This is a genomic window from Candidatus Kosakonia sp. 282A-S69, assembly GCF_029433855.1.
GTDB lineage: Bacteria > Pseudomonadota > Gammaproteobacteria > Enterobacterales > Enterobacteriaceae > Kosakonia > Kosakonia cowanii_A.
The window spans coordinates 201,457-224,912 of sequence record NZ_JAROAU010000004.1 but is presented as its reverse complement, the minus strand read 5'-3'; the positions used below and the strand labels follow the sequence as shown (position 1 = coordinate 224,912).

The following is a 23,456-nucleotide window of genomic DNA, read 5'->3' as shown; positions in this document are numbered from 1 at the left end:
TCCTTATCTTTGTTTCCATTATCTTTATCCGCCGTCATGACGACGGACCTTGCCACGTAGCGCCTTGACCGTCGACTTTTGTGACTTTGTCGATAACCGCCGCTCTTTCGAGGCGCGGGTCGGGCGCGTGGCCCGGCGGCTTTTCTGCACTACCGTTAATTCTTTAATCAGCGCGACCAGACGGGCTATTGCCGCTTCGCGATTCATCTCCTGGCTGCGGTACTCCTGCGCTTTGATAACAATCCAGCCATCCTGGCTTATCAAATGGTGCGACACGTCAAGCAGACGCACCTTGTAATACTCTGGCAGGCTTGAGGCGCGAATGTCAAAACGCAGATGAATAGCGGTTGAGCTTTTATTGACGTGCTGCCCGCCTGCCCCCTGTGCGCGTACGGCGGTGATCTCCAGCTCATCCTCAGGCAGGGAGACGGAGCGGGAGATCTCAATCATGGTTGCTGCCAGGTTTCAAAATGGAACTCCACATTTTGCGCTGCATCAGAGAGCCAGATCGCGCCATCCTGCAGCGTCGCCTGCAGGTTCATGGTGCGATCGTCAGCGAATGCGCTGAGCGCTGCAAGTTGGACGTCATCCAGATACCAGATACTGAGGTTGCTGAAGGTTGCACAGCGCGCCTGGTTTTGCTGCCACCAGATGTTTGCCGCCCGTGAGTTATAGGTAAAAAGCGCCACCTCTTTTGCCTGGGTGCACGCCTTCTTCAGCCGCTTCTCATCAGGCAGGCCGAGCTCGATCCACAGATCGATCCCGAGGTAGTCGTTGCGCAGCCACGCTTCCGGCTCATCATCCGCGCTCAGCCCACGCGTAAACTGCAAACGATCGTCAGCATACTTTATCCAGGCCAGCAGGCGCAGCATCATGCGCTCCTGGGTTTCAGAAGGGTGACGGGCCAGCGTCAGGGCGGCATCTAAAAACTGGTTCCGATCCAGGTCGGCCACATTAACCGTCGCCTTATAAATTGTCGCTTTTAACGCCATTACATCCTCCTTCATAAAATGGCCGCTATTGTAGCGAAAATAAGCATAAAGCGCTGTTATCTCTTGCCGAGAGCGTTATTCATCACTCTGATAATGGTAAACAAGCTGTGGTATAGTCACCTTGCTAAACAGAGGTTAACTTCGTAGGCTTAGGGTTATCTCACAGTAACGCCGGGAGACTGGCAGGAGGTGATGTGGATAATTATTGTGAGCTAGTGCGCAAACGTTATGCGGAAATCGCCAGCGGAGAGGTAGGGTATATCCCGGACGCGCTGGGATGCGTATTGAAAGTCTTGAATGAAATGGCGTCGGATGACACCCTTTCAGAGTCGGTCAGGGATAAGGCAGCCTGGGCTGCCGCGAACTTACTGGTGAGCGATTATGTCAATAAATGATGCCTATCAACCCATCAATTGTGATGATTATGACAATCTTGAACTCGCCTGCCAGCATCATCTTTTATTGAAGCTGGAAATGAAAGATGGCGAGATCATCAGCGCCAAAGCGAACGATCTGCTGTTGCGTAAAAACGTTGAGTATCTGGTGATTGATGCCGCCGGGGAGACCCGTGAACTGCGTCTGGACAGAATCGCCAGCTTCAGCCATCCCGAAATCGGCACCGTTGTGGTGAGCGAGTCCTGAACCCCGCGGGCAGCATCGCTGCCCGTTACCTTTGCCACACCAGACGCACCCCCGTTTGCCCCGCCTCTTTCACCCCTTCCTGCGTTACAAACCGATCGGCCGCCGCAATCATCGTATCGCCATAAAAGAGCAGCGGCGTGGCATCGCGCTGCCAGGGGGGAACGCCCTGCTCCTGCCACAGTTTTTTCAGCTTACGCCCGCCGTGACGACCGACAATGTGGATCAGGCCGGGTGCCTGAAAGCGCACGGAAACCGTTTCATGGATAGCGGGCGCACGTAACTCACCGCCGGAAATCAACGACAGAGAGCCCAGCCCCTGCGGCAAACTGAGCATGGCGAAGGGCGCAGGCCACGCAATTTCGGTATCACGCGGATGCGCGGTGCGCTTCACCCACCATAAACACCCCTGATAGCGCCGCATCTCATCGTCGCCAATGCGCAGACACGGTACCGCATCTTCCCTGGCAAGTGCGACCTCCTCCCACAGGCGATCGAGCATCGCCCGCGATGGCATTGCCGCCCCGCGCTGCGCCAGCCAGCGGCGCAAAAGCGCCCGCCGTCGGGCACCGCTGTAAGCGGTGAGAGGCGCAATCGTCAGCGCCCCCTCTGCGGTAGTCACGGTTGCTAATGTCTCTGCCAGCAGTTCATCCAGCAACTGTTCTTGTTCACCGCACAGTGCGGCACTGCGCGCCGCCGCGTCGGCAAAACAGGGCCAGCGGGCGTTTAACAGAGGAAGAACATCCTGACGCAGAAAATTGCGGTCGAAGCGCGTGTCGGTGTTGCTCTCATCCTCGATCCAGCTCAGATGATGATCGCACGCCCATTGCTCAAGCGACGCCCGGCTCTGGTTGAGCAACGGACGGATCAGCTGCGTATTGCCAAACGGCAAAATCTGCGGCATCGCGGCCAGCCCGGCAGGCCCGCTGCCGCGTTTAAGCGCTAGCAGCACCGTCTCGCACTGATCGTCAAGATGCTGCGCAGTGAGCAACACTTCACCCGGTAGTAGCGCATCACGAAATGCCTGATAGCGCGCGCTACGCGCCTGCGCCTCTATCCCCTTCCCTTCATCCACCAGCGTGACACGAACAGTTAATAGCGGGATCCGCCAGCTTTCACACAGTGATTCGCAATGCGCCGCCCAGCGGTCGGCATTCGGGCTTAAGCCATGATGCACGTGAATAGCGCGCAGCTGCACATCGGGGTGATCGCCACGCCAGAGCCGCAGCTGATGCAGCAAAACGGTGGAGTCGAGCCCGCCGCTGAACGCCACCAGAAACTGGCGTGAATCGGTCGGCAAGGAGAGAAGCAGTGGCGTGGTCATAGTGAGTGTTGATACGGGAACAATGCCCGGCACGTTACCGGGCATTCACAGAAGTGGCAAGCCTTACTGCTGGTATAGCTCCAGCGGCAGTCCATCGGGATCGTTAAAAAAGGTGAAGCGTTTATCGGTGCAAGGGTCGATGCGGATCTCCTCACACGCCACGCCCTGTGCGGTGAGATGCGCAACCGCCTGGTCAATATCCTCTACGCTGAACGCCAGGTGGCGCAGCCCGCAGGCTTCTGGCCGGCTGGGGCGGGCGGGCGGAAACGGAAACGAGAACAACTCGATAACGTACTGCCCGTTGAGCGCCAAATCGCCTTTCCATGAGTCGCGCGCTTCGCGATAGACTTCACTGAGCAGCGTAAAGCCGAGGATGTCGCAGTAGAAGGCTTTACTCTTCGCATAATCCGTCGCGATGATAGCGATATGGTGAACCTGTTTTAAACCCAGCATAATTTCTCCTTTTTTTGATGCCAGAACGTTACGCCCGCCGCGAAATGCCCGCAACCATTCAGCGCGTTTTTAGGACTCTGACGTAATACCCCCCCTCTTCGTCTCGTTTTGCACCATGAATATCCGTTTCGAAACCCGGGTAGTGGCGGCCAATGGCGCAGAGCATCAGCAGAAAATCGAGCACCGCCCGGCTCTGTTCGGTGATCATCTCGCCCGGCATCACCAGCGGCACGCCCGGCGGATAGGGCAGGATCATATTGGCGGAAACGCGGCCGATAAGCGCTTCCAGCGCTACCGTTTCGACATCGCCACGCACCTGGCGCTGCCACGCCTGATGCGGCGTCAGCTTCATCTCCGGCAACACGTCGAAGGCCTGCAACATCAGGCGCGGCAGATCGTGCTGACGGATCAGCTTGTGGATCCCCTGCGCCAGCTCCTGAATGCGCATGTTTCGATAGAAGTCGGGATCTTCTGCGTAGAGATCCGGCAGCATATTGCGCACCCGCAGATTGAGATCGTAGGCGCGCTTAAACTCCATCAAGCCGCGCAACAAGCCCATAGCCCGCGTTTTATCAATGCCTATACTGAAAAGAAACAGCAGGTTATAAGGGCCGGTTTTCTCCACTACCACGCCGCGCTCATCAAGGAACTTCGCCACCAGCGCCGCCGGGATCCCCTCATCGCCCATATTGCCGAGCTCATCCATGCCCGGCGTCAGGATCGTTACCTTCACAGGATCGAGGAACATATGATCCTCATCGGCTTCACGAAAACCGTGCCACTCTGCGCCAGGTGCCACCGGCCAGCACTCCGCTTCATCAATCTCTTCCGGCTGCCAGATATCAAAGAACCAGCCATCGGCCTCCTCTTTCAGCCGCTGTACCTCTTTACGGAAGTGAAGCGCGCGCTCTACTGAGCGGTTAATCAGCCGCTTGCCGGGATTGCCGCGCAGCATCGCCGCCGCCGTTTCGATGGAGGCAACAAGAGGGTAGCTCGGCGAAGTCGTGGTATGCATCATAAAGGCTTCGTTGAATGCATCTTCGTCATATTCACCTTTGATATGAATCAGTGACGCCTGCGAGAAAGCAGCCAACATTTTGTGCGTCGACTGCGTTTCATAGAAGACTTTCCCCGGCACGCGATCGCCGCTCATGCCGCTTTTCCCGGCGTAGATGGGGTGGAAGTTGGTATAGGGCACCCAGGCGGAGTCGAAGTGAATCGACGGGACATCCAGCGTCTTCTTGATCCAGTCGGTGTTGTAGAGCAGGCCGTCATAGGTGGAGTTGGTTATCACCGCGTGCACCGGCCAGCTTGCGCCTGGCGTAGCACCGATCTTCTGCTCAATGCTGACCGAACTAAACTCACGGCGCGGAATGCCGCCAAGAATGCCCAGCGCGTTGCGCCCCGGTTTCAGCCACAGCGGCGTGACATCACTCATCATCAGCAGGTGCGCCAGTGATTTATGGCAGTTGCGGTCGATAAGCAGCGTGCTGCCGGTGGGTGCAGCGTACATGCCGACGATCTTATTCGACGTTGAGGTGCCGTTCGTCACCATATAGCTCTGCTCAGCGCCGAAAGTGCGGGCGATATACTCCTCCGCCTCAAGGTGAGGGCCGGTGTGATCGAGCAGCGATCCGAGTTCTGTCACTGAGATCGAGACATCCGCTTTCAGCGTATTGCCGCCGAAGAAGTCATAGAAGAGGCAGCCGACCGGGCTTTTCTGGTAAGCAGTGCCCGCCATATGGCCTGGCGTACAGAAGGTATACTTCCCCTCTTTTACATAGGTAAACAGCGCCCGGGTAAAGGGGGGCGTAATGTTCTCCAGGTACTCTTTAGTGTATTGCGCGATGCGCGTCGCAATATCATCCGCCACGCTCAGTGCATATTCGAAGAACCACAGCGCCATACGCATATCCTGGGCGCTGACATCCATCGTCGAGTGGGTGTTGATAAAACCGTAGAGCGGGAGGTATTCGTTAAGCTGGTTGATCTCACAGCACAGGTCGAGATTGTACTCGTCCCAGTCAAAGATCACGCCGCAGATGCGGGGGTTGTGTTCGATAAACTTCAGTAAGTCGGTGCTGTTTCTTGGCCAGATGATCTGAAAACCCTGCGCCTGTAAGGCCTGCTCCAGCTCCTTGATAGGCTCATCTTTGTAGAAAACGCCATGGGGTCCCATGATGGCAATAATATTCACAACTACCTCCGTTAAAAACCTTAGCTAAGCATAGTTGAGGTAAACAGCAGGTATAAAAAAAGCCGCACCTGAGGTGCGGCTCATTATTGCATTTATACAGCGCGCTTCGCTATCAGGCGTAGCCGTAGCTCATCAGACGCTGGTAGCGGCGGTTGCGCAGATCTTCTTTGCTCAGCCCTTCCAGATCGGCGAGATCCGCCAGCAGCTGTGCTTTCAGTGAAGCAGCAATCGCTTCCGGGTTGCGGTGCGCGCCGCCCAGCGGTTCCGGAATGATAGAGTCGATCAGTTTCAGCTCTTTCAGACGCGGTGCGATGATGCCCATTGCATCGGCCGCCAGCGGTGCTTTGTCAGCGCTTTTCCACAGGATCGAGGCACAGCCTTCCGGGGAGATCACCGAGTAGGTGCTGTACTGCAACATATTGACCTTGTCGCCAACGCCAATGGCCAACGCGCCACCGGAGCCGCCTTCGCCAATCACGGTGCAGATAACCGGCACGTTCAGACGAGACATTTCACGCAGGTTGCGGGCAATCGCTTCAGACTGGCCGCGCTCTTCCGCGCCAACGCCCGGATAAGCACCCGGCGTGTCGATGAAGGTGATGATCGGCATATTAAAGCGTTCCGCCATCTCCATCAGACGCAGCGCTTTACGATACCCTTCCGGTGCCGGCATACCGAAGTTGCGGCGAATCTTCTCTTTCGTTTCACGGCCTTTCTGATGACCAATGATCATCACCGGGCGACCATCCAGACGCGCGATGCCGCCAACGATGGCTTTATCGTCAGCATAGGCGCGGTCGCCGGCCAGCTCGTCAAACTCGTCGAACGCCAGGCGAACATAATCCAGGGTGTATGGACGCAGCGGGTGGCGGGCTAACTGTGCAACCTGCCAGGCACCGAGATCGGCAAAGATTTTACGTGTCAGCTCTACGCTCTTTTCACGTAGACGATGCACCTCTTCGTCGATGTTAATATCCAGTTTTTCATCCTGACGGCCAACGGCGGTCAGAGAATCGATTTTCGCTTCCAGCTCAGCAATCGGCTGTTCGAAATCAAGGAAATTCAGACTCATAGTATTCCTGTATTAGTCAAACTCCAGTTCCACCTGCTCCGAACCAATGAGGCCACGCAGATCGTTGAGTAAACGATCGCTCGGAGAGACACGCCAGGTTGCGCCGAAGCGTAACCGCGCGCGCGCATCCGCCCTCTGGTAATAGAGATGTACTGGAATGGTTCCCGAACGGTGGGGTTCCAGAGACTGACGGAGTCGGTTTAAAAGCTGGTCATCAATTTGCCTGTCCGTCAGCGATATAGCAAGCCCGCGGGCATATTTTTCACGGGCCTCGTCAATGTCCATGACTTCACGGGCGGTCATTTTAAGCCCGCCGCTGAAGTCATCAAAGCTGACCTGTCCGCTGACGATGAGTATGCGGTCTTTTTCCAGCAGCTGCTGGTATTTATCCAGCGCGTCAGTGAACAACATCACTTCCAGACGCCCGGAACGGTCATCCAACGTACAGATGCCGATACGATTGCCGCGCTTGGTGACCATAACCCGCGCAGCAATGACGAGCCCGGCCGCCGTGGTGACCTTCCCACGTTCGGTCGGATGCATGTCTTTCAGCCTGTAGCCTCCGACATAGCGCTCTATCTCTTTTAAATACTGGTTGATCGGGTGTCCCGTCAGGTAGAGCCCCAACGTCTCCCGCTCGCCCTCAAGCTGAACCTGCTCCGGCCACGGCTGGCAGCTGGCGTAGGACTGCTCGATCTGCTCCGGCTCTTCTGCCAGCACACCGAACATATCTGCCTGACCTATCGCTTCCGCTTTCGCGTGCTGATCGGCGGCTTTCAACGCATCGCCCAGCGAGTTCATCAGCGCGGCGCGGTGCGGGCCAAGGCGGTCAAACGCCCCGGACATAATCAGCTTTTCCAGCACCCGTCGATTCAACTTTTTGATATCGGTACGCGCACAGAGGTCAAAAAGCTCGCGGAAATAGCCGCCGTTGTTACGCGCTTCGATGATCGCTTCGATCGGCCCTTCGCCCACGCCTTTGATCGCGCCAATACCGTAGACGATCTCGCCATCGTCATTGACGTGAAAATGGTAGAGCCCGGAGTTAATGTCCGGTGGCAGGATCTTCAGCCCCATACGCCAGCACTCGTCCACCAGCCCGACCACTTTCTCGGTGTTGTCCATATCGGCAGTCATGACCGCCGCCATAAACTCGGCCGGATAGTGCGCTTTCAGCCACAGGGTCTGATAGGAAACCAAAGCATAGGCGGCGGAGTGCGATTTGTTAAATCCATACCCGGCGAATTTCTCCACCAGGTCGAAGATTTTCATCGCCAGCTCGCCGTCGATACCATTTTTCTTCGCGCCATCTTCAAAGATAGAGCGCTGCTTGGCCATCTCTTCGGGTTTCTTCTTACCCATCGCACGACGCAGCATATCCGCGCCGCCGAGGGTATAACCGGAGAGCACCTGGGCGATCTGCATGACCTGTTCCTGATACAGGATAATGCCATAGGTCGGCTCCAGCACCGGCTTCAGGCTCTCATGCTGCCACTGCACGTCCGGATAGGAGATCTCTTCGCGCCCGTGCTTACGGTCGATAAAGTTATCTACCATGCCCGACTGCAGCGGCCCCGGGCGGAAGAGCGCGACCAGCGCGATCATATCTTCGAAGCAGTCCGGCTGCAGACGCTTAATCAGATCCTTCATGCCGCGGGATTCCAGCTGGAAGACCGCCGTGGTCTCCGAGCGTTGCAGCATGTCGAAGCTCTTCTTGTCTTCAAGCGGAATGGCGGCGATATCCAGCGGCGGCTCGCCCTGCTTCTCGCGGCGGGCGTTGATCATCTCCAGCGCCCAGTTGATGATGGTCAGCGTACGCAGGCCGAGGAAGTCGAACTTCACCAGGCCCGCGTATTCCACATCGTTCTTATCAAACTGGGTAACCGGATGCTGGCCGGCTTCATCGCAATAAAGCGGTGCAAAATCGGTAATTTTAGTTGGTGCGATCACCACACCACCGGCGTGTTTACCGGCGTTGCGCGTTACGCCTTCCAGCTTGCGCGCCATGTCGATCAGCGCTCGCACCTCTTCGTCGGCTTCGTAGATCTCCGGCAGCTGCGGTTCCGCTTCAAACGCTTTCGCCAGCGTCATGCCCGGATCGGGCGGCACCAGCTTGGAGATACGATCAACAAAGCCATAGGGGTGACCCAGCACGCGACCAACGTCGCGGATAACCGCTTTCGCCGCCATAGTACCGAAGGTGATGATCTGCGATACCGCGTCGCGGCCATACATATCCGCCACGTGCTCAATCACCTGGTCGCGTTTCTCCATGCAGAAGTCGACGTCGAAGTCGGGCATGGAGACACGTTCCGGGTTAAGGAAGCGTTCGAACAGCAGGTCAAACTCCAGCGGGTCGAGATCGGTGATCTTCAGCGCATAGGCGACCAGCGATCCGGCACCGGAACCACGGCCAGGCCCAACGGGGACGCCGTTATCTTTTGACCACTGGATAAACTCCATAACGATCAGGAAGTAGCCCGGGAACCCCATCTGGTTGATCACATGGAGCTCAACGTCGAGGCGCTCGTCATAAGGCGGGCGCTTCTCAGCACGTACTGCCGGATCGGGGAAGAGGAATTCAAGTCGTTCTTCCAGCCCCTCTTTCGATTTCACCACCAGGAAATCTTCAGTGGTCATATCCCCGGTCGGGAACTGTGGCAGGAAGTACTCGCCCAGGCGCACGGTGACGTTACAGCGTTTAGCGATTTCAACGCTGTTCTCCAGCGCTTCCGGAATATCGGAGAAGAGTTCGCACATCTCCTCTTCGTTGCGCATATATTGCTGCGCCGAATAGTGACGCGGACGTTTGGGATCGTCGAGGGTAAAGCCGTCGTGGATCGCAACGCGAATCTCATGGGCGTCAAAGTCGCCCGGCTCCAGGAAACGGACATCGTTGGTGGCGACAACCGGTAACCCCTGCGCTTCCGCCAGCGCGACCGCCGCGTGCAGGTAGTTCTCTTCGTCCTGACGACCGGTGCGAATCAGCTCAAGATAATAGCGATCCGGGAAGTGGGTTTTATAGAAATCGAGGCACTGCTCCACCAGCGCGCTGTTACCGCGCAGCAGACTTTTCCCGACGTCACCCATGCGCGCGCCGGAAAGCAGGATCAGCCCTTCGTTAAGCTCAATCAGCCAGTCGCGATCGATCCAGGGTCCCGCCGCGCCGTAGCCACGCTGATAGGCGCGCGAAATCAACAGCGTCAGGTTCTGGTAGCCGGTATTGTTGGCGGCGAGGACGGTAAGTTGGGTCAGCTCGTCACCGATCAGATCGCACTGCACGTGGAAGTCAGCGCCGACGATGGGCTTGATCCCGGCGCCGTGCGCCGTTCCGTAGAACTTCACCAGACCGCAGAGGTTGGTGAAATCGGTGATCGCCAGCGCGGGCGAGCCAAGGGCGGCCGCCTTCTTCACCAGCGGCCCGGTTTTCGCCAGCCCGTCAATCATGGAGTAGTCGCTATGCACCCGCAGGTGTACGAAACGTGGTTCAGCCATTATTCAATTCCAGCCTGTCGTGTCACGTTTTTAAGAGTCAGGAGACGACGCCCAACGCGCGCCTGACCGGCGCAAAGCTGCGTCGGTGATGCTCGGTTGCGCCATGCTCCGTCAGCTTTTCCAGATGAAAAGCCGTGGGATAGCCTTTATGTTGTGCAAAGCCATACTGCGGGAAGATCGCATCCAGCGCGGCCATTTCGGCATCGCGCGTGACTTTGGCGATAATCGACGCCGCGCTGATTTCCGCCACGCGGCTGTCGCCTTTCACCACAGCCATAGATGGCATAGCAAGCGTTGGGCAACGGTTGCCGTCAATCAGCACATACTCCGGCGTGATGGCAAGCCCGGCAACCGCACGCTGCATCGCCAGCATTGTGGCGTGCAGAATATTAAGCTCATCGATCTCGTGCGGCTCCGCGCGGCCCAGACTCCAGGCCAGCGCCTTCTCTTTGATCTCATCAAAGAGCGCCAAACGGCGTTTTTCGGAAAGTTTCTTGGAGTCGTTGAGACCCACAATCGGCCGTGCGGGATCGAGGATCACCGCTGCCGTCACGACCGCGCCCACCAGCGGGCCGCGGCCTACTTCATCCACACCCGCCACAAGATGCGTGTGTGGATAAACGAACTCAATCATTTTGCTAACTCCAGTACCGCGCCCGCCGCCTGTTCATCGGCATTACAACGGATGCGCTGATGCAGCTCGCGAAACAGTTCATGCATTTCATGGCGGGTTTCACTGTTCGCCAGCAGCGGTTCCAGTGCGGCGGCCAGCGCCTGCGGCTGGCACTCTTCCTGCAACAGTTCTTTAACCACTTCACGTCCGGCGAGCAGGTTCGGCAGAGAAACCCAGGGCGTTTTCACCAGCCGTTTCGCCAGCCAGAAAGTGAAGGGCTTCATACGGTAGCCGACCACCATCGGGCATTTCGCCAGCATGCACTCCAGCGCCGCGGTACCGGAGGCAAGCAGCGCGGCATCGGATGCGATCATCGCTTCCCGCGCCTGGCCATCAAGCAGATGCGCCGGCAAATCGGGCGCGACTTCCGCTTTGATCTGCTCAAACTGCTCGCGGCGTTTCGCATTAACCAGTGGAACCACCACCTCCAGTTCCGGGTAGCGCTCACGCAGCAGCTGCGCGGTACGCAAAAAGTCCGCGCTGAGCATCTCGACTTCTGCACCACGACTGCCGGGCAGCAGCGCCAGGCAGCGCGCCTGCGGGCTAATCCCCAGGTGCGCGCGCGCCGCATTTTTATCGGGATCGAGCGGCATGGCATCGGCCATGGTGTGCCCGATAAAGCGGCATGGAACATTAAACTTGTCGTAAAACGCTTTTTCGAAAGGGAGAAACGCCAATACCAGATCGGTCGCTTTACCAATTTTGAAAACGCGCTTTTGACGCCACGCCCAGACTGACGGGCTGACGTAGTGAATGGTTTTGATGCCGCGTTTTTTTAAATTACCCTCAAGGGTAATGTTAAAGTCCGGTGCATCAATCCCGACAAAGACATCGGGTTGCAGCTCGCTGAACCGACGGGTCAAATCAGCGCGGATATGGAGCAGACGACGCAGACGGCCAAGCACTTCGACGATCCCCATCACCGCCAGCTCTTCCATCTCATACCAGGCTTCACATCCTTCAGCCTGCATACGCGGGCCGGCAACGCCGACAAAACGGGCGTTGGGCACGCGTGCTCTCAGTGCGCGGATAAGACCGGCACCAAGAATATCGCCGGAGGTTTCTCCGGCGACAAGGGCTATCGTAAGCGGACGCTTGTCGACCATTAACGGATCAGGCCACGCGTTGAGCGCTCAAAGAACTGCATAAACGCATCAACTTCCGGGTGCTTCGCGGCAAGCTCGGCGATCTCGGGTTTTGCTTCATCAAGCGTTTTACCGCTGCGATAGAGCAATTTGTACGCGTTACGAATAGCCACAAGCGCTTCGCGGCTGAAGCCACGGCGTTTCAGGCCTTCAATGTTCACGCCATACGGCGTGGCATGGTTGCCCTGAGCAATGACATAAGGCGGTACGTCCTGCGCGACGCCGGAGCAGCCGCCAACCATTACGTGCTCGCCAATAATGCAGAACTGGTGCACCGCCGTCATGCCACCAATGATCGCATAATCACCGATTGTGACGTGGCCGCCCAGCGTTGCATTATTCGCGAGGATGCAGCGGTTACCGATAATGCAGTCATGCGCAACGTGCGAGTTGATCATCAGTAAGTTATCGCTGCCCACCTTCGTCAGTCCAGCGTCCTGTACTGTGCCACGATGGATGGTGACGCTTTCGCGAATGCGGTTGCGATCGCCAATTTCCACGCGGGTCGGCTCACCAGCATATTTCAGATCCTGGTTCACTTCACCGATGGAGGCGAACTGATAAATCTCGTTATCACGGCCAATTTTGGTGTGGCCGTTAACAACAACGTGAGATTTCAGTACGGTACCTTCGCCGATTTCGACGTGGGGTCCCACAATACAAAACGGGCCAATATGAACGTTGGCGCCAATGACGGCACCCTCTTCAACAATGGCGGTAGGATGAATAAAGGCGGTTTTATCAATCACGTATCAGGCCTCCCGGCTACGTGCACACATCATAGTAGCTTCACAAACAACTTTACCGTCAACCATAGCAACCCCTTTAAAGCGGGTCACGCCACGGCGCGTTTTCTCGAACGTGACTTCCATGATCATCTGATCGCCAGGCACAACCGGGCGCTTAAAGCGCGCTTCGTCGATGCCGGCGAAGTAGTACAACTCACCCGGTTCCAGTTTACCAACGCTTTTAAACGCCAGAATACCGGTTGCCTGCGCCATTGCTTCGAGGATCAGCACGCCCGGGAAAATCGGTTTGCCAGGGAAGTGGCCCTGGAAAAACGGTTCGTTTACCGTAACATTTTTGACTGCGCGCAGAAAACGACCCTCTTCAAAATCCAGCACACGGTCTACCAGTAAGAACGGGTAGCGGTGCGGCAGAAGCTCCAGGATCTCTTCAATGTGCAGAGTATGAGTGTCAGTAGTCAAAATACTCTTCCTGTCTAAATATACAAAAAAGCAATAATAACACGGCCCGCGACATTCCTGAGAATGCCAACAGGCCGGGGAGTATATACACTTTATGCGTCGAGTTGCAGAGGCGTTTTGTCGCTTTTTCTGTTAACCCGAACGCTTTGGTGTACAAGCGTCAGGTGAATGAATTATTCGTCTTGTTGATTTATCTTGCGCTCGACAGCTTTCAAACGCTTACTCATCTCGTCGATATTCATCACCAGGGCTGCGGTTTTTCGCCACGTTTTATTGGGTTGTAACGGAATGCCGGAAGAATAAATGCCTGGCTCAGTGATAGGACGCATCACCATACCCATCCCCGTTACCGTAACCTTGTCGCAAATTTCCATATGCCCGTTGATTACGCTGGCTCCGCCAATCATGCAGTAGCGGCCAATTTTCAGGCTGCCTGCCATGATGACGCCACCGGCAACGGCGGTATTGTCGCCAATCACAACGTTATGTGCAATCTGGCACTGGTTATCAATAATTACGCCATTCCCGATACGGGTGTCGTCAAGTGCGCCACGGTCGATGGTAGTACATGCGCCAATTTCGACGTTATTGCCGATGATTACGCGACCAAGTTGCGGGATTTTCACCCAATTACCGCGATCGTTAGCATAACCAAAGCCATCCGAACCTATTACCGTCCCCGATTGGATCAGGCAGTTTTCACCGATCTCAATCTCATGGTAAATAGATACGTTGGCCCAAAGGCGCGATCCCGTACCAATTTTCGTATTTTTTCCCACGAAGCAGCCCGGGCCGATCACGACGTTGTCGCCGAGGGTCACCCCGGACTCAATCACCGCGTTCGCGCCGATGGAGACATTGTTGCCAAGCGTCGCACTCGGATCGATAACGGCTCCGGGCGCAATGTTTTGCGCAGGCTGCGGCGTGGTATCAAGAATTTGTGCCATACGCGCGTAGGTCAGATAGGGGTTCTTCACGACCAGTGCGGCGCTGTGGGCAAAAGGAAGATCGTCCTGCGTCATTACAACGGCAGAGGCCTGGCATGCGGCCAGGTGTTCACGGTATTTAGGATTCACCATGAAAGTGATGTGACCTGCTTCGGCAGATTGCATGGACGCAACGCCGGTGATGACGATATCGCCATCACCGTGTAACTCTGCATCCAACTGCTGAGCTAAATCAGCCAGTCGAATTGAAGGCATTACTTATTTAACCTGTTTCAGTACATCAGCGGTGATGTCTTTCACATCATTGCTGTTGTAAATAACGGCATTGGCAGGGATAACCAGATCCACACCCTGATCAGCAGCGACTTTCTTCACTGCGGTCTGGATGCGAGTGACCAGCTTGCCGCGCTCTTCATTAGAGCGGCGCGCCTGGTCCTGCTCAAAAGCCTGCGCTTTCTGAGCGAATGCCTGGCGACCGGAAGCGATATCTTTTTCCAGCTTGTTGCGCTCGCTCGCTTTCATGGTAGAACCGTCACGCTGCAAACGCTGTGCTTTTGCTTGCAGGTCGGACTCCATGCTCTGCAGTTCGTTGGCACGGCCGCCGAATTCGTTTTTCATGGTCTGAGAAACGCCAGAAGTCTGTGCGACCTGTTGTAACAGGTTACCCATATCAACAATCGCAATTTTGTCAGCAGCCTGAGCCGACGCGGCCATTGCCAGACTTAAACCTGCAGCTAATAACAACTTTTTCACAATTAACTCCTTACCATCCCGTTTGTACCCGGAGGTACAGCTCTTTGCGAGGCTGGGCTTCTTGTCGAAGCCGCAGCCATCACTACACTGCTTGCGCATTCCGTTGCGGTGCGGCGTTACCAGGTTTTACCGATGTTAAACTGGAACTGCTCCGCTTTGTCTCCATCGTACTTTTTAAACGGCTGGGCGTAGGAGAAGACCAACGGCCCCAATGGGGACATCCATTGTAGTGCGATACCGGCAGACATGCGGATATTGCTCGGATCGCTATAATCCGGAATACCCAGCGCTTTCATCTCTGCGGTATTTTGCCAGTTCGTATCCCATACGCTGCCCGCATCCCAGAAGAAGGAGGTGCGTACAGAGTTAGCATACTTTTCGCTGATAAACGGCGTCGGGGTGATCAGCTCGGCGCTGACAACGCCCATTGCGTTACCGCCCACCGCATCGTCAGACTTACAGAATTTCGATGTGGTAGTGTTACAGTTTTCCAGGCCACTGCCGCCGTAGTAAACCGCTTTCGGACCAATGTTGTTGGACTGGAAGCCGCGCACGGTGCTGGAACCACCTGCATAGAAGTTCTCATAGAACGGCATTTCTTTGCTACCGATACCGTCGCCATAGCCCCAACGTGTACGACCCAGAACCACCCATTTGTGATCGTCGTCAATCGGGAAGTAGGACGCGGTATCGACAGTGACTTTATAGAACTCGTTATCAGAGCCCGGAATCGTCACTTTACCGTTCAGGTTGACGCGTGAACCTTTCGTCGGGAAGTAACCGCGGTCAAGGTTGTTATACGTCCAGCCATAGTTGAAGGTGAAATCATCCGCCGAGTAGCCGTTGCTGTCATCCCTGGTGCTGGCGTTCTGCCCCACGGAATCGAGATAACGCCACATGGCGATCTGCGGCTGCATCTTCGACAGACTGTTGTGCACGTAGCCTAAGCCGGTGCGCAGCGTATTGTACTCGTTGATCGGGAACCCGAGCGTGCCATCCAGACCATAACTTTTGTTGGTATAGGATGAGAGATCCGCGTCGTCGGCTTTAAAGTCGTTATAGAACAGACGACCGCCGAGGCTCACGCCATCAACCGTGAAATACGGGTTGGTGACCGAGAGTTCCGAATAGGTCTGGTAGTCGTTTTTGGTGCCGCTGATGCCGACAGAGTAACCGGTACCTAACCAGTTATCCTGCTGCACGCCGACCTGGAAGCTGACGCCGCTCTCCGTGCCGTAACCGACACCAAAGTTGAAGCTACCGGTGTTACGCTCTTTGACTTTGTAGACCACGTCAACCTGATCCGGGCTGCCCGGAACACGCTGCGTTTCGCTATCGACGGTTTCAAAGTAGCCGAGACGGTTCAGACGCTCTTTACCCTGATCGACCAGATCGCTGCCCAGCCATGCCCCTTCCATCTGGCGCATTTCGCGACGCAGAACGGTATCTTTCGAGGTGTCATTGCCTTCAAAGCGGATCTTACGCACGTAGAAACGGTTACCTGCATCGACGTTGATATGCAGCTTAACGGTCTTATCGGCGTCATTAATCTCAGGCTGAGACTGTACGCGCGGATAGGCATAACCATAGCGGCCCAGAAGCTTTTTAATATCGTCTTCCATTTTGGTCACTTTGGTGCCGTTGTAGAGCTCACCCGGCTCAATTTTGGTCAGGCCTTCAATTTCCGCTGAGTGGCCCGCCAGATTGCCGGCAACCTGCACGCCAGAGAGCTTGTACTGATCGCCTTCGGTGACGTTAACGGTAATGTAGATGCCTTTTTTGTCCGGCGTCAGGCTAACCTGCGTCGAATCAATGTTGAAACGGGCATAACCGCGATCCAGATAGTAACTGCGCAGGGTTTCAAGATCGCCCGCCAGCTTCTGCTTCTGATATTTACGATCGCCGACTACGTTCCACCATGGCACTTCATCGCGCAGCTGGAAGTTAGAGATCAGCTGTTCGGTCGAGAACGCGTGGTTACCGACGATATTGATCTGCTGGATCTGCGCGGAGACGCCCTCCTGGAAGACCAGTTTCAAATCGACGCGGTTACGCGGCAGCGGCGTGACGACAGCTTTGACGCTGGCGCTGTATTTACCGACGCTGTAGTAGAAATCTTCCAGCCCTTTTTCAATATCGGAGAGGGTGGTGCGATCCAGTGATTCGCCAACACGCACGCCAGAAGCCTCAAGGTTCTGTTTCAGCATGTCATCTTTCACCGACTTGTTGCCGGAGAAGGTGATGCTGGCGATTGTCGGGCGTTCTTTCACCTGAACGAGAAGGGTATCGCCATCACGCAGGACACGAACATCCTCAAAGTTGCCAGTGGCAAACAGTGCGCGAATGGTGTTACTGATATCTTCATCATTCACCGTATCGCCTGGACGTACTGGCATACTGAGGAGGGCCGCACCAACGGCGACACGCTGTAGGCCTTCGAAATGAATATCCTTCACTACGAACCCCTCAGCACCGTATACGGTGGCGCTGCTAAACAGCAGCGACGCTATGAGCAACTTTTTCATCGCCATCGTTATTATGCGTTCTTCCTAACAAACTCTCTTACAAGCGAGAGAAATCATTGAAAAGTGCAAGCCCCATTAACAACACCAGCAAAATAGAGCCAATGCGATAACTAAAGTCTTGAACTCGCTCGGATACCGGTCCGCCTTTCAGCTTCTCAATCGCCAAAAACAGCAGATGTCCACCGTCTAAAACGGGGAGCGGGAACAGGTTAATAATGCCTAAGTTCACGCTGATCAAAGCGAGGAACATCAGGTAGTAAATCAACCCGAACTCTGCTGACATCCCAGCCCCCTGGGCGATAGAGATCGGCCCACTGAGGTTGTTCAGTTTTACATCACCGGTGATCAATTTCCCCAACATACTGACCGTCAGCTTCATCAACTGCCAGGTTTTACCCGTGGCTTCGGCGATGGCGCTGAATGGCCCGTACTGGCGTACTGTCTTATATTCATCCGGCAGCGGGATAATTTTGGGCACAACGCCCGCAAAACCCTCTGCCTTGTTACCGGGTTTCGTATCCGGTATCAGTGTCAAAGACAAGGGAGTCCCCTGTCTGTCCACTTCTAACGCTAACGCCTTACCGGGGTTGTCCCGCACCAGCGTGACAAAGGTCGTCCACTGCGTTAGCTGCTGACCCTCGACTTTAACGATCCTGTCGCCTGCTTGCAAACCTGCTTTACTGGCGGCGGAACCGCTCTGGACTTCAGCGAGCACCGGTTCCAGCTGCGCAGTGCGCGGCCGAATCCCCAGCGACATCACCGGATCGTCTTTGTCTGGCGCAAAGGTCCAGTGCCGCAGGTCCAGCACTTTATCTTGTCGATTGTTACTGCCGAAAGGTGCCACGCTGACGGTCGTCTGACTGTCACCGATCTTTGACACCAGCTGTAAGCGCACTGCATCCCAATCAGGCGTTTCGATACCGTCAATGGCTTTAAGTTCCGTGCCGGGTGTAATTTGCGCGCTTGCAGCGATAGAGTTGGGCGTTATTTCACCAATTACCGGGCGAACGCCAGGGACGCCGATGATAAACACCAGCCAGTAAGCGAAGATAGCGAAGATGAAGTTGGCGATGGGACCCGCCGCAATCACTGCGGCACGCTGGCCAACGGTTTTGTTGTTAAACGCGAAGTGGCGCATCTCCGGGGCGACCGGCTCGACACGCTCATCGAGCATTTTGACGTAGCCGCCCAGCGGAATCAGGGCGATAACAAATTCGGTACCCTGTTTATCGAAGCGGCGCCACAGCGCTTTACCAAAACCAATGGAGAAGCGCTCGACGCGGACGCCACAGCGACGAGCAACCCAGAAATGGCCAAATTCATGCACCGTGATCAAAACACCAAGCGCAATAATGAACGCCGCCAGATTCCAGAGAATGCTCAGCATAAAACCTTCCGTCAAATCGTCCTGAAAACCAGCAGTAACAGACAGGCAAATACGGGAACCGCCGCCGTCAGGCTGTCAATGCGATCCAGTATACCGCCGTGGCCTGGAATAAGATGACCACTATCTTTAATGCCGGCTTCGCGCTTGAACATGCTCTCGGTTAAATCGCCCAGCACCGAGGCAAGCGCGGCTACCACGGAGCAGATCAGCAGCGTAGAGTGTGCCACTTCAAGGTTGGCCCATGCGCCATAGCCCCAGGAGATGATGCCTGCGGTCAGCAATCCACCGAGGAAACCTTGCCAGGTTTTACCGGGAGACACTTTCGGTGCCAGCTTATGTTTGCCAAACAGTTTGCCAAACATATAAGCGCCCGAGTCCGCGCCCCAGACAAGGATCATGACATAGAGCAACCAGATAGCCCCGCTGTAGGGGTTGGCCTCATAGTGCCAGACGCGCAGCGCCAGCATGCCCCAGAAGAAGGGGATGATGGTAAGCACGCCAAACAGCAGGCGCAGCGCTTTAGAGTTCCGCCATAGCGCCGCTGAAGCAGGATAACCCAGCACCAACCCCAATGCCGCCAGCCACCAGACCAGAGAGGCCCACAGCGAACCCTCAACCAGCGGCTGGTGAACGTTGTGATGATACTCCGGCAGCGTAAACAGCATTAGCGCCAATAGCAGCCCGCAGAGCACCGCCAGCCAGACGCGCTGCGTGCGCGAGGTTAAGCCGCTCAGCTGACCCCATTCCCACGCGGCGAGCATGCAGACGGCGAGAGTGATAATCGCAAAGCCCACCGGTGGCAGCAAAAAGAGCGCTGCGATAACAATGGGTATCAATACAAACGCAGAAATCAGGCGATACTTCAGCAAAAGCAACCCCCATCAGGCTTTGTCGCCACCAGGCTCGGTACCACCGAAACGACGCTCTCGATTAGCAAAGGCATTCAGCGCACCTTCAAAGTCTTGTTCATCAAAATCAGGCCAAAGAACATCAGTAAAGTAAAGTTCGGCATAGGCAATTTGCCAAAGTAAAAAATTACTTATGCGATGTTCGCCGCCCGTCCTAATCACTAAATCAACGGGAGCCAGCTCATGCATGCAGACTTGCTTGTTCAGCGTCTCTTCATCTATTTCGTCCGGGCGCAACAGCCCTTCCTGCACTTGCTCAGCTAAATGCCGAACTCCCTGAACAATATCCCAGCGCCCACCGTAGTTGGCGGCGATATTTAACGTTAGCCCGCTGTTCTGGGCGGTTAACGCTTCCGCTTTGCGGATTCGCTCCTGCAAACGCGCATTAAACCGGCTGGTATCGCCAATAATGCGTAAACGAACATTATGGCGGTGCAGGCTTTTTACTTCGCTATCCAGCGCCCACACAAACAGTTCCATCAGCGCGCTCACCTCCTGCGCCGGACGGTTCCAGTTTTCGCTACTAAAAGCATACAGCGTCAGCGCGTCGATACCATTATTGGCGGCAAAAGAGACTGCGCGGCGAACGGATTTCGCTCCCGCTCGGTGTCCAAAAGCACGGAGTTTCCCCTGCCTTTTTGCCCAGCGACCATTGCCATCCATAATTATCGCTACATGGCGGCAGCCATGCGTTGGCAAATTTTCGCTTATCGGTTGGTTAGCAGACAACATAACGCGTTTTAGTCCCTGAAAAGGATTTAGCGGTACTCAGGAATACAAAAGCCTTTACACAAAAAAGCCGCGCAAACCACGGCTTACACAATTCGCCATAATAGAAAGCGGCAATTTTGTGGCGCAGACTATATCACTGAAGCCCTACGCTAACAAATAGCACCGTCACTCCGGACAGCATTATCACTAGCTTGCGAAGCGCATCACTTGTTTTTGCGCAATCTCTCGTGCCAGTACATCGACGGCCAGAACGTCATCAATACTCTGCGGTTCGCGTAAATCGATCTGTTCAAGTACAGAGAGATTGAGAGCGGCAATATCAGTGAAACGAATAGCGGATGCCAGGAAAGCCGAAACGGCCACCTCATTAGCTGCGTTTAGCGCGGTTGTCGCCGCCTGGCCCTCGCTGGAGGCATCAATCGCCAGCTTCAGACAGGGGTAACGATCGAAATCGGGGGCGGCAAAACTCAATGCGCTCAGCTTGCAGAAATCAAGCGCGTCAACACCAGACGACACGCGCTCCGGCCAGGCCATCGTGTGTGCAATGGGTGTTCGCATATCCGGCTCACCCAACTGCGCCAACACACTGCCATCCTGATAACGCACCATGGAGTGGATCACCGATTGCGGGTGAATCAGCACTTCCATCTGGCGGGCAGCGGCATTAAACAACCAGCGTGCTTCAATGTATTCCAGACCTTTATTCATCATGGTGGCGGAATCAACGGAGATTTTACGCCCCATTGACCAGTTCGGATGGCGACAAGCCTGATCCGGCGTCATCAGTGCCAGATCCGCCATCGGCGTCTCCCGGAATGGGCCACCAGACCCGGTAAGCAGAATAGACGATACGCCATTCTGTTCGAGATCAGCGTACCCCAGGTTATGCTGGATTGGTTCCGGCAAACTCTGAAAAATCGCATTATGCTCGCTATCGACCGGCAGCAGCTGCGCCCTGCTCTCTTTCACCGCTTCCATAAACAGGCGGCCGCAGGTAACGAGTGACTCTTTATTGGCAAGCAGCACGCTTTTACCAGCACGAATAGCGGCAAGCGTGGGTAATAATCCAGCCGCGCCAACGATAGCAGCCATCACCTGGTCGACCTCATCAAGCGCCGCCATCTCACAGGCGGCCTGCTGACCGCTCAGCACTTGCGTGCGGCTGCCATGCTCGCTCAGGGTACGCTGTAACTGCTGCGCGCTGGCGGCGTCATCCATCACCGCATAGCGCGGAGAGAACTCAAGGCACTGCTCAACCATGCGAGCGACATTTTTTCCCGCGACCAGCGCGGTGACGGTGAAACGATCGGGATTATGACGAACCACAGCAAGCGTGCTGCAACCTATGGAACCCGTTGAGCCCAGAAGAGTTAAATGCTTCATGAAACGCTCGCAACGTTGCAAGAGGGGAAAGCAAAAACGCCGTCAGCAAGCCGCTTGCACGGCTCTCTGGACGGCGTTTTTATCGGTTAGTATCGAATCAGAACTGCATCAGTTCCGCTTCTTTATCCGCCAGCGCCGCGTCAACTTTCTTGATCGCAGCATCGGTCAGCTTCTGCACGTCATCCTGAGAACGGCGATCATCATCTTCGCTGATCTCTTTGTCTTTCAGCAGCGCTTTCACTTTGTCATTAGCGTCACGGCGCACGTTGCGCACGGCAACACGGGCCTGCTCAGCTTCGCCACGCACCACTTTGATCAGATCTTTACGACGTTCTTCGGTCAGTGCCGGCAGCGGAACGCGAATATCGCTGCCCGCAGAGCTTGGGTTCAGCCCCAGATCGGAGGTGAGGATCGCTTTTTCAACGGCCGGGCTCATCGAGCGATCGAAGACGTTGATTTTCAGAGTACGAGAGTCTTCTACCGTTACGCTGGCCAGCTGACGCAGCGGCGTCGGCGTACCGTAATATTCCACAACGATGCCGTCCAGCAGGCTCGGAGAAGCGCGGCCGGTACGCACTTTGCTGATTTGGGTTTTGAACGATTCTACGCATTTTTCCATGCGCACTTCAGCATCTTTTCTGATATCGCTAATCACGTTACGGATCCTTGAAATCTTGTCGCAGACAGGCCATACGGCGGTTGTGCTAAGTATAGCCCTGTTCCTGTGATGGCATCGTAAAGATACCGGAACGCTCTGCTGGATAAATTAAAGCGGAATCTTACCTTTATTTATTGCTTACGGGAATTATTCCGTAATCAATGTGCCCTCTTTTTCGCCCATTACCACACGGCGCAGCGCGCCAGGTTTGTTCATATTGAACACGCGAATCGGTAATTTATGGTCGCGGGCGAGGGTGAAGGCGGCCAGATCCATCACTTTCAGCTCTTTGTCGAGCACTTCAGTATAAGAGAGGCGCTCGCAGAGGGTGGCGGTCGGATCCAGCACCGGATCGGCGGTAAATACGCCGTCAACTTTAGTCGCTTTCAGCACCACATCGGCTTCGATTTCGATACCGCGCAGGCAGGCTGCGGAGTCGGTGGTGAAGAATGGGTTACCGGTACCGGCGCTGAAAATGACGACGCGATTGTTACGTAACAGGCTGATCGCTTCCGCCCAGCTGTAGTTGTCACATACGCCGTTTAACGGGAATGCAGACATCAGGCGCGCGTTCACATAGGCACGATGCAGAGCATCACGCATTGCCAGGCCGTTCATCACTGTTGCCAGCATACCCATGTGATCGCCCACAACACGGTTCATGCCCGCTTTCGCCAGGCCCGCACCACGGAACAGGTTACCCCCGCCAATGACCACGCCAACCTGAATACCCAGTTCAACCAGCTCTTTAATTTCCTGCGCCATACGGTCAAGAATGCTCGCGTCGATACCGAAACCTTCAGAGCCCTGAAGCGCTTCGCCACTCAGCTTAAGCAGAATGCGTTTGTAGATGGGTTTTGCATTGGTAGCCATGTTTCTTTCCTGAGACTGTGAACAATTAGACGGGTTTAATCTGGCGCTATGATACGTCGCCTGTCAGCGCTAACACTAGTGTGCCGGCTGTT

The 23,456-nt window shown here is 55.5% G+C and carries 22 protein-coding genes; 2 read left to right on the top strand and 20 right to left on the bottom strand.

Annotated elements, in window-relative coordinates:
* Positions 1-24: 24 nt before the first annotated feature.
* Positions 25-450, bottom strand: coding sequence for an alternative ribosome rescue aminoacyl-tRNA hydrolase ArfB (gene arfB, locus PU683_RS20695; protein WP_277174489.1), 426 nt, complete (start codon positions 448-450; stop codon positions 25-27).
* Positions 447-992 carry a YaeQ family protein gene (locus PU683_RS20690; protein ID WP_277174488.1) on the bottom strand — a complete coding sequence of 182 codons (546 nt, stop codon included), beginning with the start codon at positions 990-992 and terminating at the stop codon, positions 447-449. The genes arfB and PU683_RS20690 overlap by 4 nt, the downstream gene beginning before the upstream one ends.
* A gap of 194 nt (positions 993-1,186) precedes the next feature.
* On the opposite strand from PU683_RS20690, the gene PU683_RS20685 reads away from it, so the two are divergent.
* Positions 1,187-1,387 carry a YaeP family protein gene (locus tag PU683_RS20685; protein WP_277174487.1) on the top strand — a complete coding sequence of 67 codons (201 nt, stop codon included), beginning with the start codon at positions 1,187-1,189 and terminating at the stop codon, positions 1,385-1,387.
* The gene (rof, locus tag PU683_RS20680; RefSeq protein ID WP_277174486.1) at positions 1,374-1,634 is read left to right on the top strand and encodes a Rho-binding antiterminator; all 261 of its coding nucleotides are present in this window, start codon (positions 1,374-1,376) and stop codon (positions 1,632-1,634) included. The genes PU683_RS20685 and rof overlap by 14 nt, the downstream gene beginning before the upstream one ends.
* A 25-nt stretch (positions 1,635-1,659) precedes the next feature.
* On the opposite strand, the gene tilS is transcribed toward rof, so the two are convergent.
* The 18 genes from tilS to pyrH form a co-directional block, all read right to left on the bottom strand.
* A complete protein-coding gene (gene tilS, locus PU683_RS20675) occupies positions 1,660-2,955 on the bottom strand; it encodes a tRNA lysidine(34) synthetase TilS (RefSeq protein ID WP_277174485.1) in 1,296 nt (431 codons plus the stop codon).
* 63 nt (positions 2,956-3,018) lie between these two features.
* Positions 3,019-3,408 (bottom strand): VOC family protein, encoded by a 390-nt coding sequence (locus tag PU683_RS20670; protein WP_187801380.1) that lies wholly within the window; start codon positions 3,406-3,408, stop codon positions 3,019-3,021.
* Positions 3,409-3,466: 58 nt separating this feature from the next.
* Positions 3,467-5,605 (bottom strand): lysine decarboxylase LdcC, encoded by a 2,139-nt coding sequence (locus tag PU683_RS20665; protein ID WP_277174484.1) that lies wholly within the window; start codon positions 5,603-5,605, stop codon positions 3,467-3,469.
* 112 nt (positions 5,606-5,717) lie between these two features.
* A complete protein-coding gene (accA, locus tag PU683_RS20660) occupies positions 5,718-6,677 on the bottom strand; it encodes an acetyl-CoA carboxylase carboxyl transferase subunit alpha (protein WP_187801378.1) in 960 nt (319 codons plus the stop codon).
* A 12-nt stretch (positions 6,678-6,689) separates the two neighbouring features.
* Positions 6,690-10,172, bottom strand: coding sequence for a DNA polymerase III subunit alpha (dnaE, locus tag PU683_RS20655; protein ID WP_277174483.1), 3,483 nt, complete (start codon positions 10,170-10,172; stop codon positions 6,690-6,692).
* Between the two features lie 37 nt (positions 10,173-10,209).
* Positions 10,210-10,806: a ribonuclease HII gene (gene rnhB, locus PU683_RS20650; RefSeq protein WP_277174482.1), complete on the bottom strand. Its 597-nt coding sequence runs from the start codon at positions 10,804-10,806 to the stop codon at positions 10,210-10,212.
* The gene (gene lpxB / locus PU683_RS20645) at positions 10,803-11,951 is read right to left on the bottom strand and encodes a lipid-A-disaccharide synthase (protein WP_277174481.1); all 1,149 of its coding nucleotides are present in this window, start codon (positions 11,949-11,951) and stop codon (positions 10,803-10,805) included. Before lpxB ends, rnhB begins: the two co-directional genes overlap by 4 nt.
* A complete protein-coding gene (gene lpxA, locus PU683_RS20640; protein ID WP_023480511.1) occupies positions 11,951-12,739 on the bottom strand; it encodes an acyl-ACP--UDP-N-acetylglucosamine O-acyltransferase in 789 nt (262 codons plus the stop codon). The genes lpxB and lpxA overlap by 1 nt, the downstream gene beginning before the upstream one ends.
* A 3-nt stretch (positions 12,740-12,742) precedes the next feature.
* Complete coding sequence (fabZ, locus tag PU683_RS20635; RefSeq protein WP_023480493.1) at positions 12,743-13,198, bottom strand: 3-hydroxyacyl-ACP dehydratase FabZ; 456 nt, start codon at positions 13,196-13,198, stop codon at positions 12,743-12,745.
* A gap of 173 nt (positions 13,199-13,371) precedes the next feature.
* Entirely contained in the window at positions 13,372-14,400 is a 1,029-nt protein-coding gene (lpxD, locus tag PU683_RS20630; RefSeq protein WP_277174480.1) for a UDP-3-O-(3-hydroxymyristoyl)glucosamine N-acyltransferase, read from the bottom strand.
* A gap of 3 nt (positions 14,401-14,403) precedes the next feature.
* Positions 14,404-14,898: a molecular chaperone Skp gene (gene skp, locus PU683_RS20625; protein ID WP_277174479.1), complete on the bottom strand. Its 495-nt coding sequence runs from the start codon at positions 14,896-14,898 to the stop codon at positions 14,404-14,406.
* Positions 14,899-15,014: 116 nt separating this feature from the next.
* On the bottom strand, positions 15,015-17,429 hold the full coding sequence (bamA, locus tag PU683_RS20620; RefSeq protein ID WP_277174478.1) for an outer membrane protein assembly factor BamA: 2,415 nt from the start codon (positions 17,427-17,429) through the stop codon (positions 15,015-15,017).
* 31 nt (positions 17,430-17,460) lie between these two features.
* Positions 17,461-18,810: a sigma E protease regulator RseP gene (rseP, locus tag PU683_RS20615; RefSeq protein WP_277174477.1), complete on the bottom strand. Its 1,350-nt coding sequence runs from the start codon at positions 18,808-18,810 to the stop codon at positions 17,461-17,463.
* Positions 18,811-18,821: 11 nt separating this feature from the next.
* On the bottom strand, positions 18,822-19,679 hold the full coding sequence (gene cdsA, locus PU683_RS20610; RefSeq protein ID WP_277174476.1) for a phosphatidate cytidylyltransferase: 858 nt from the start codon (positions 19,677-19,679) through the stop codon (positions 18,822-18,824).
* Between the two features lie 12 nt (positions 19,680-19,691).
* On the bottom strand, positions 19,692-20,450 hold the full coding sequence (gene ispU, locus PU683_RS20605) for a (2E,6E)-farnesyl-diphosphate-specific ditrans,polycis-undecaprenyl-diphosphate synthase (RefSeq protein WP_023480217.1): 759 nt from the start codon (positions 20,448-20,450) through the stop codon (positions 19,692-19,694).
* Between the two features lie 186 nt (positions 20,451-20,636).
* Positions 20,637-21,833, bottom strand: a complete 1,197-nt coding sequence (ispC, locus tag PU683_RS20600; RefSeq protein ID WP_277174475.1) for a 1-deoxy-D-xylulose-5-phosphate reductoisomerase — start codon at positions 21,831-21,833, stop codon at positions 20,637-20,639.
* Between the two features lie 97 nt (positions 21,834-21,930).
* Entirely contained in the window at positions 21,931-22,488 is a 558-nt protein-coding gene (frr, locus tag PU683_RS20595; RefSeq protein WP_023480286.1) for a ribosome recycling factor, read from the bottom strand.
* Between the two features lie 150 nt (positions 22,489-22,638).
* On the bottom strand, positions 22,639-23,364 hold the full coding sequence (gene pyrH, locus PU683_RS20590; RefSeq protein ID WP_277174474.1) for a UMP kinase: 726 nt from the start codon (positions 23,362-23,364) through the stop codon (positions 22,639-22,641).
* Positions 23,365-23,456: the final 92 nt, after the last annotated feature.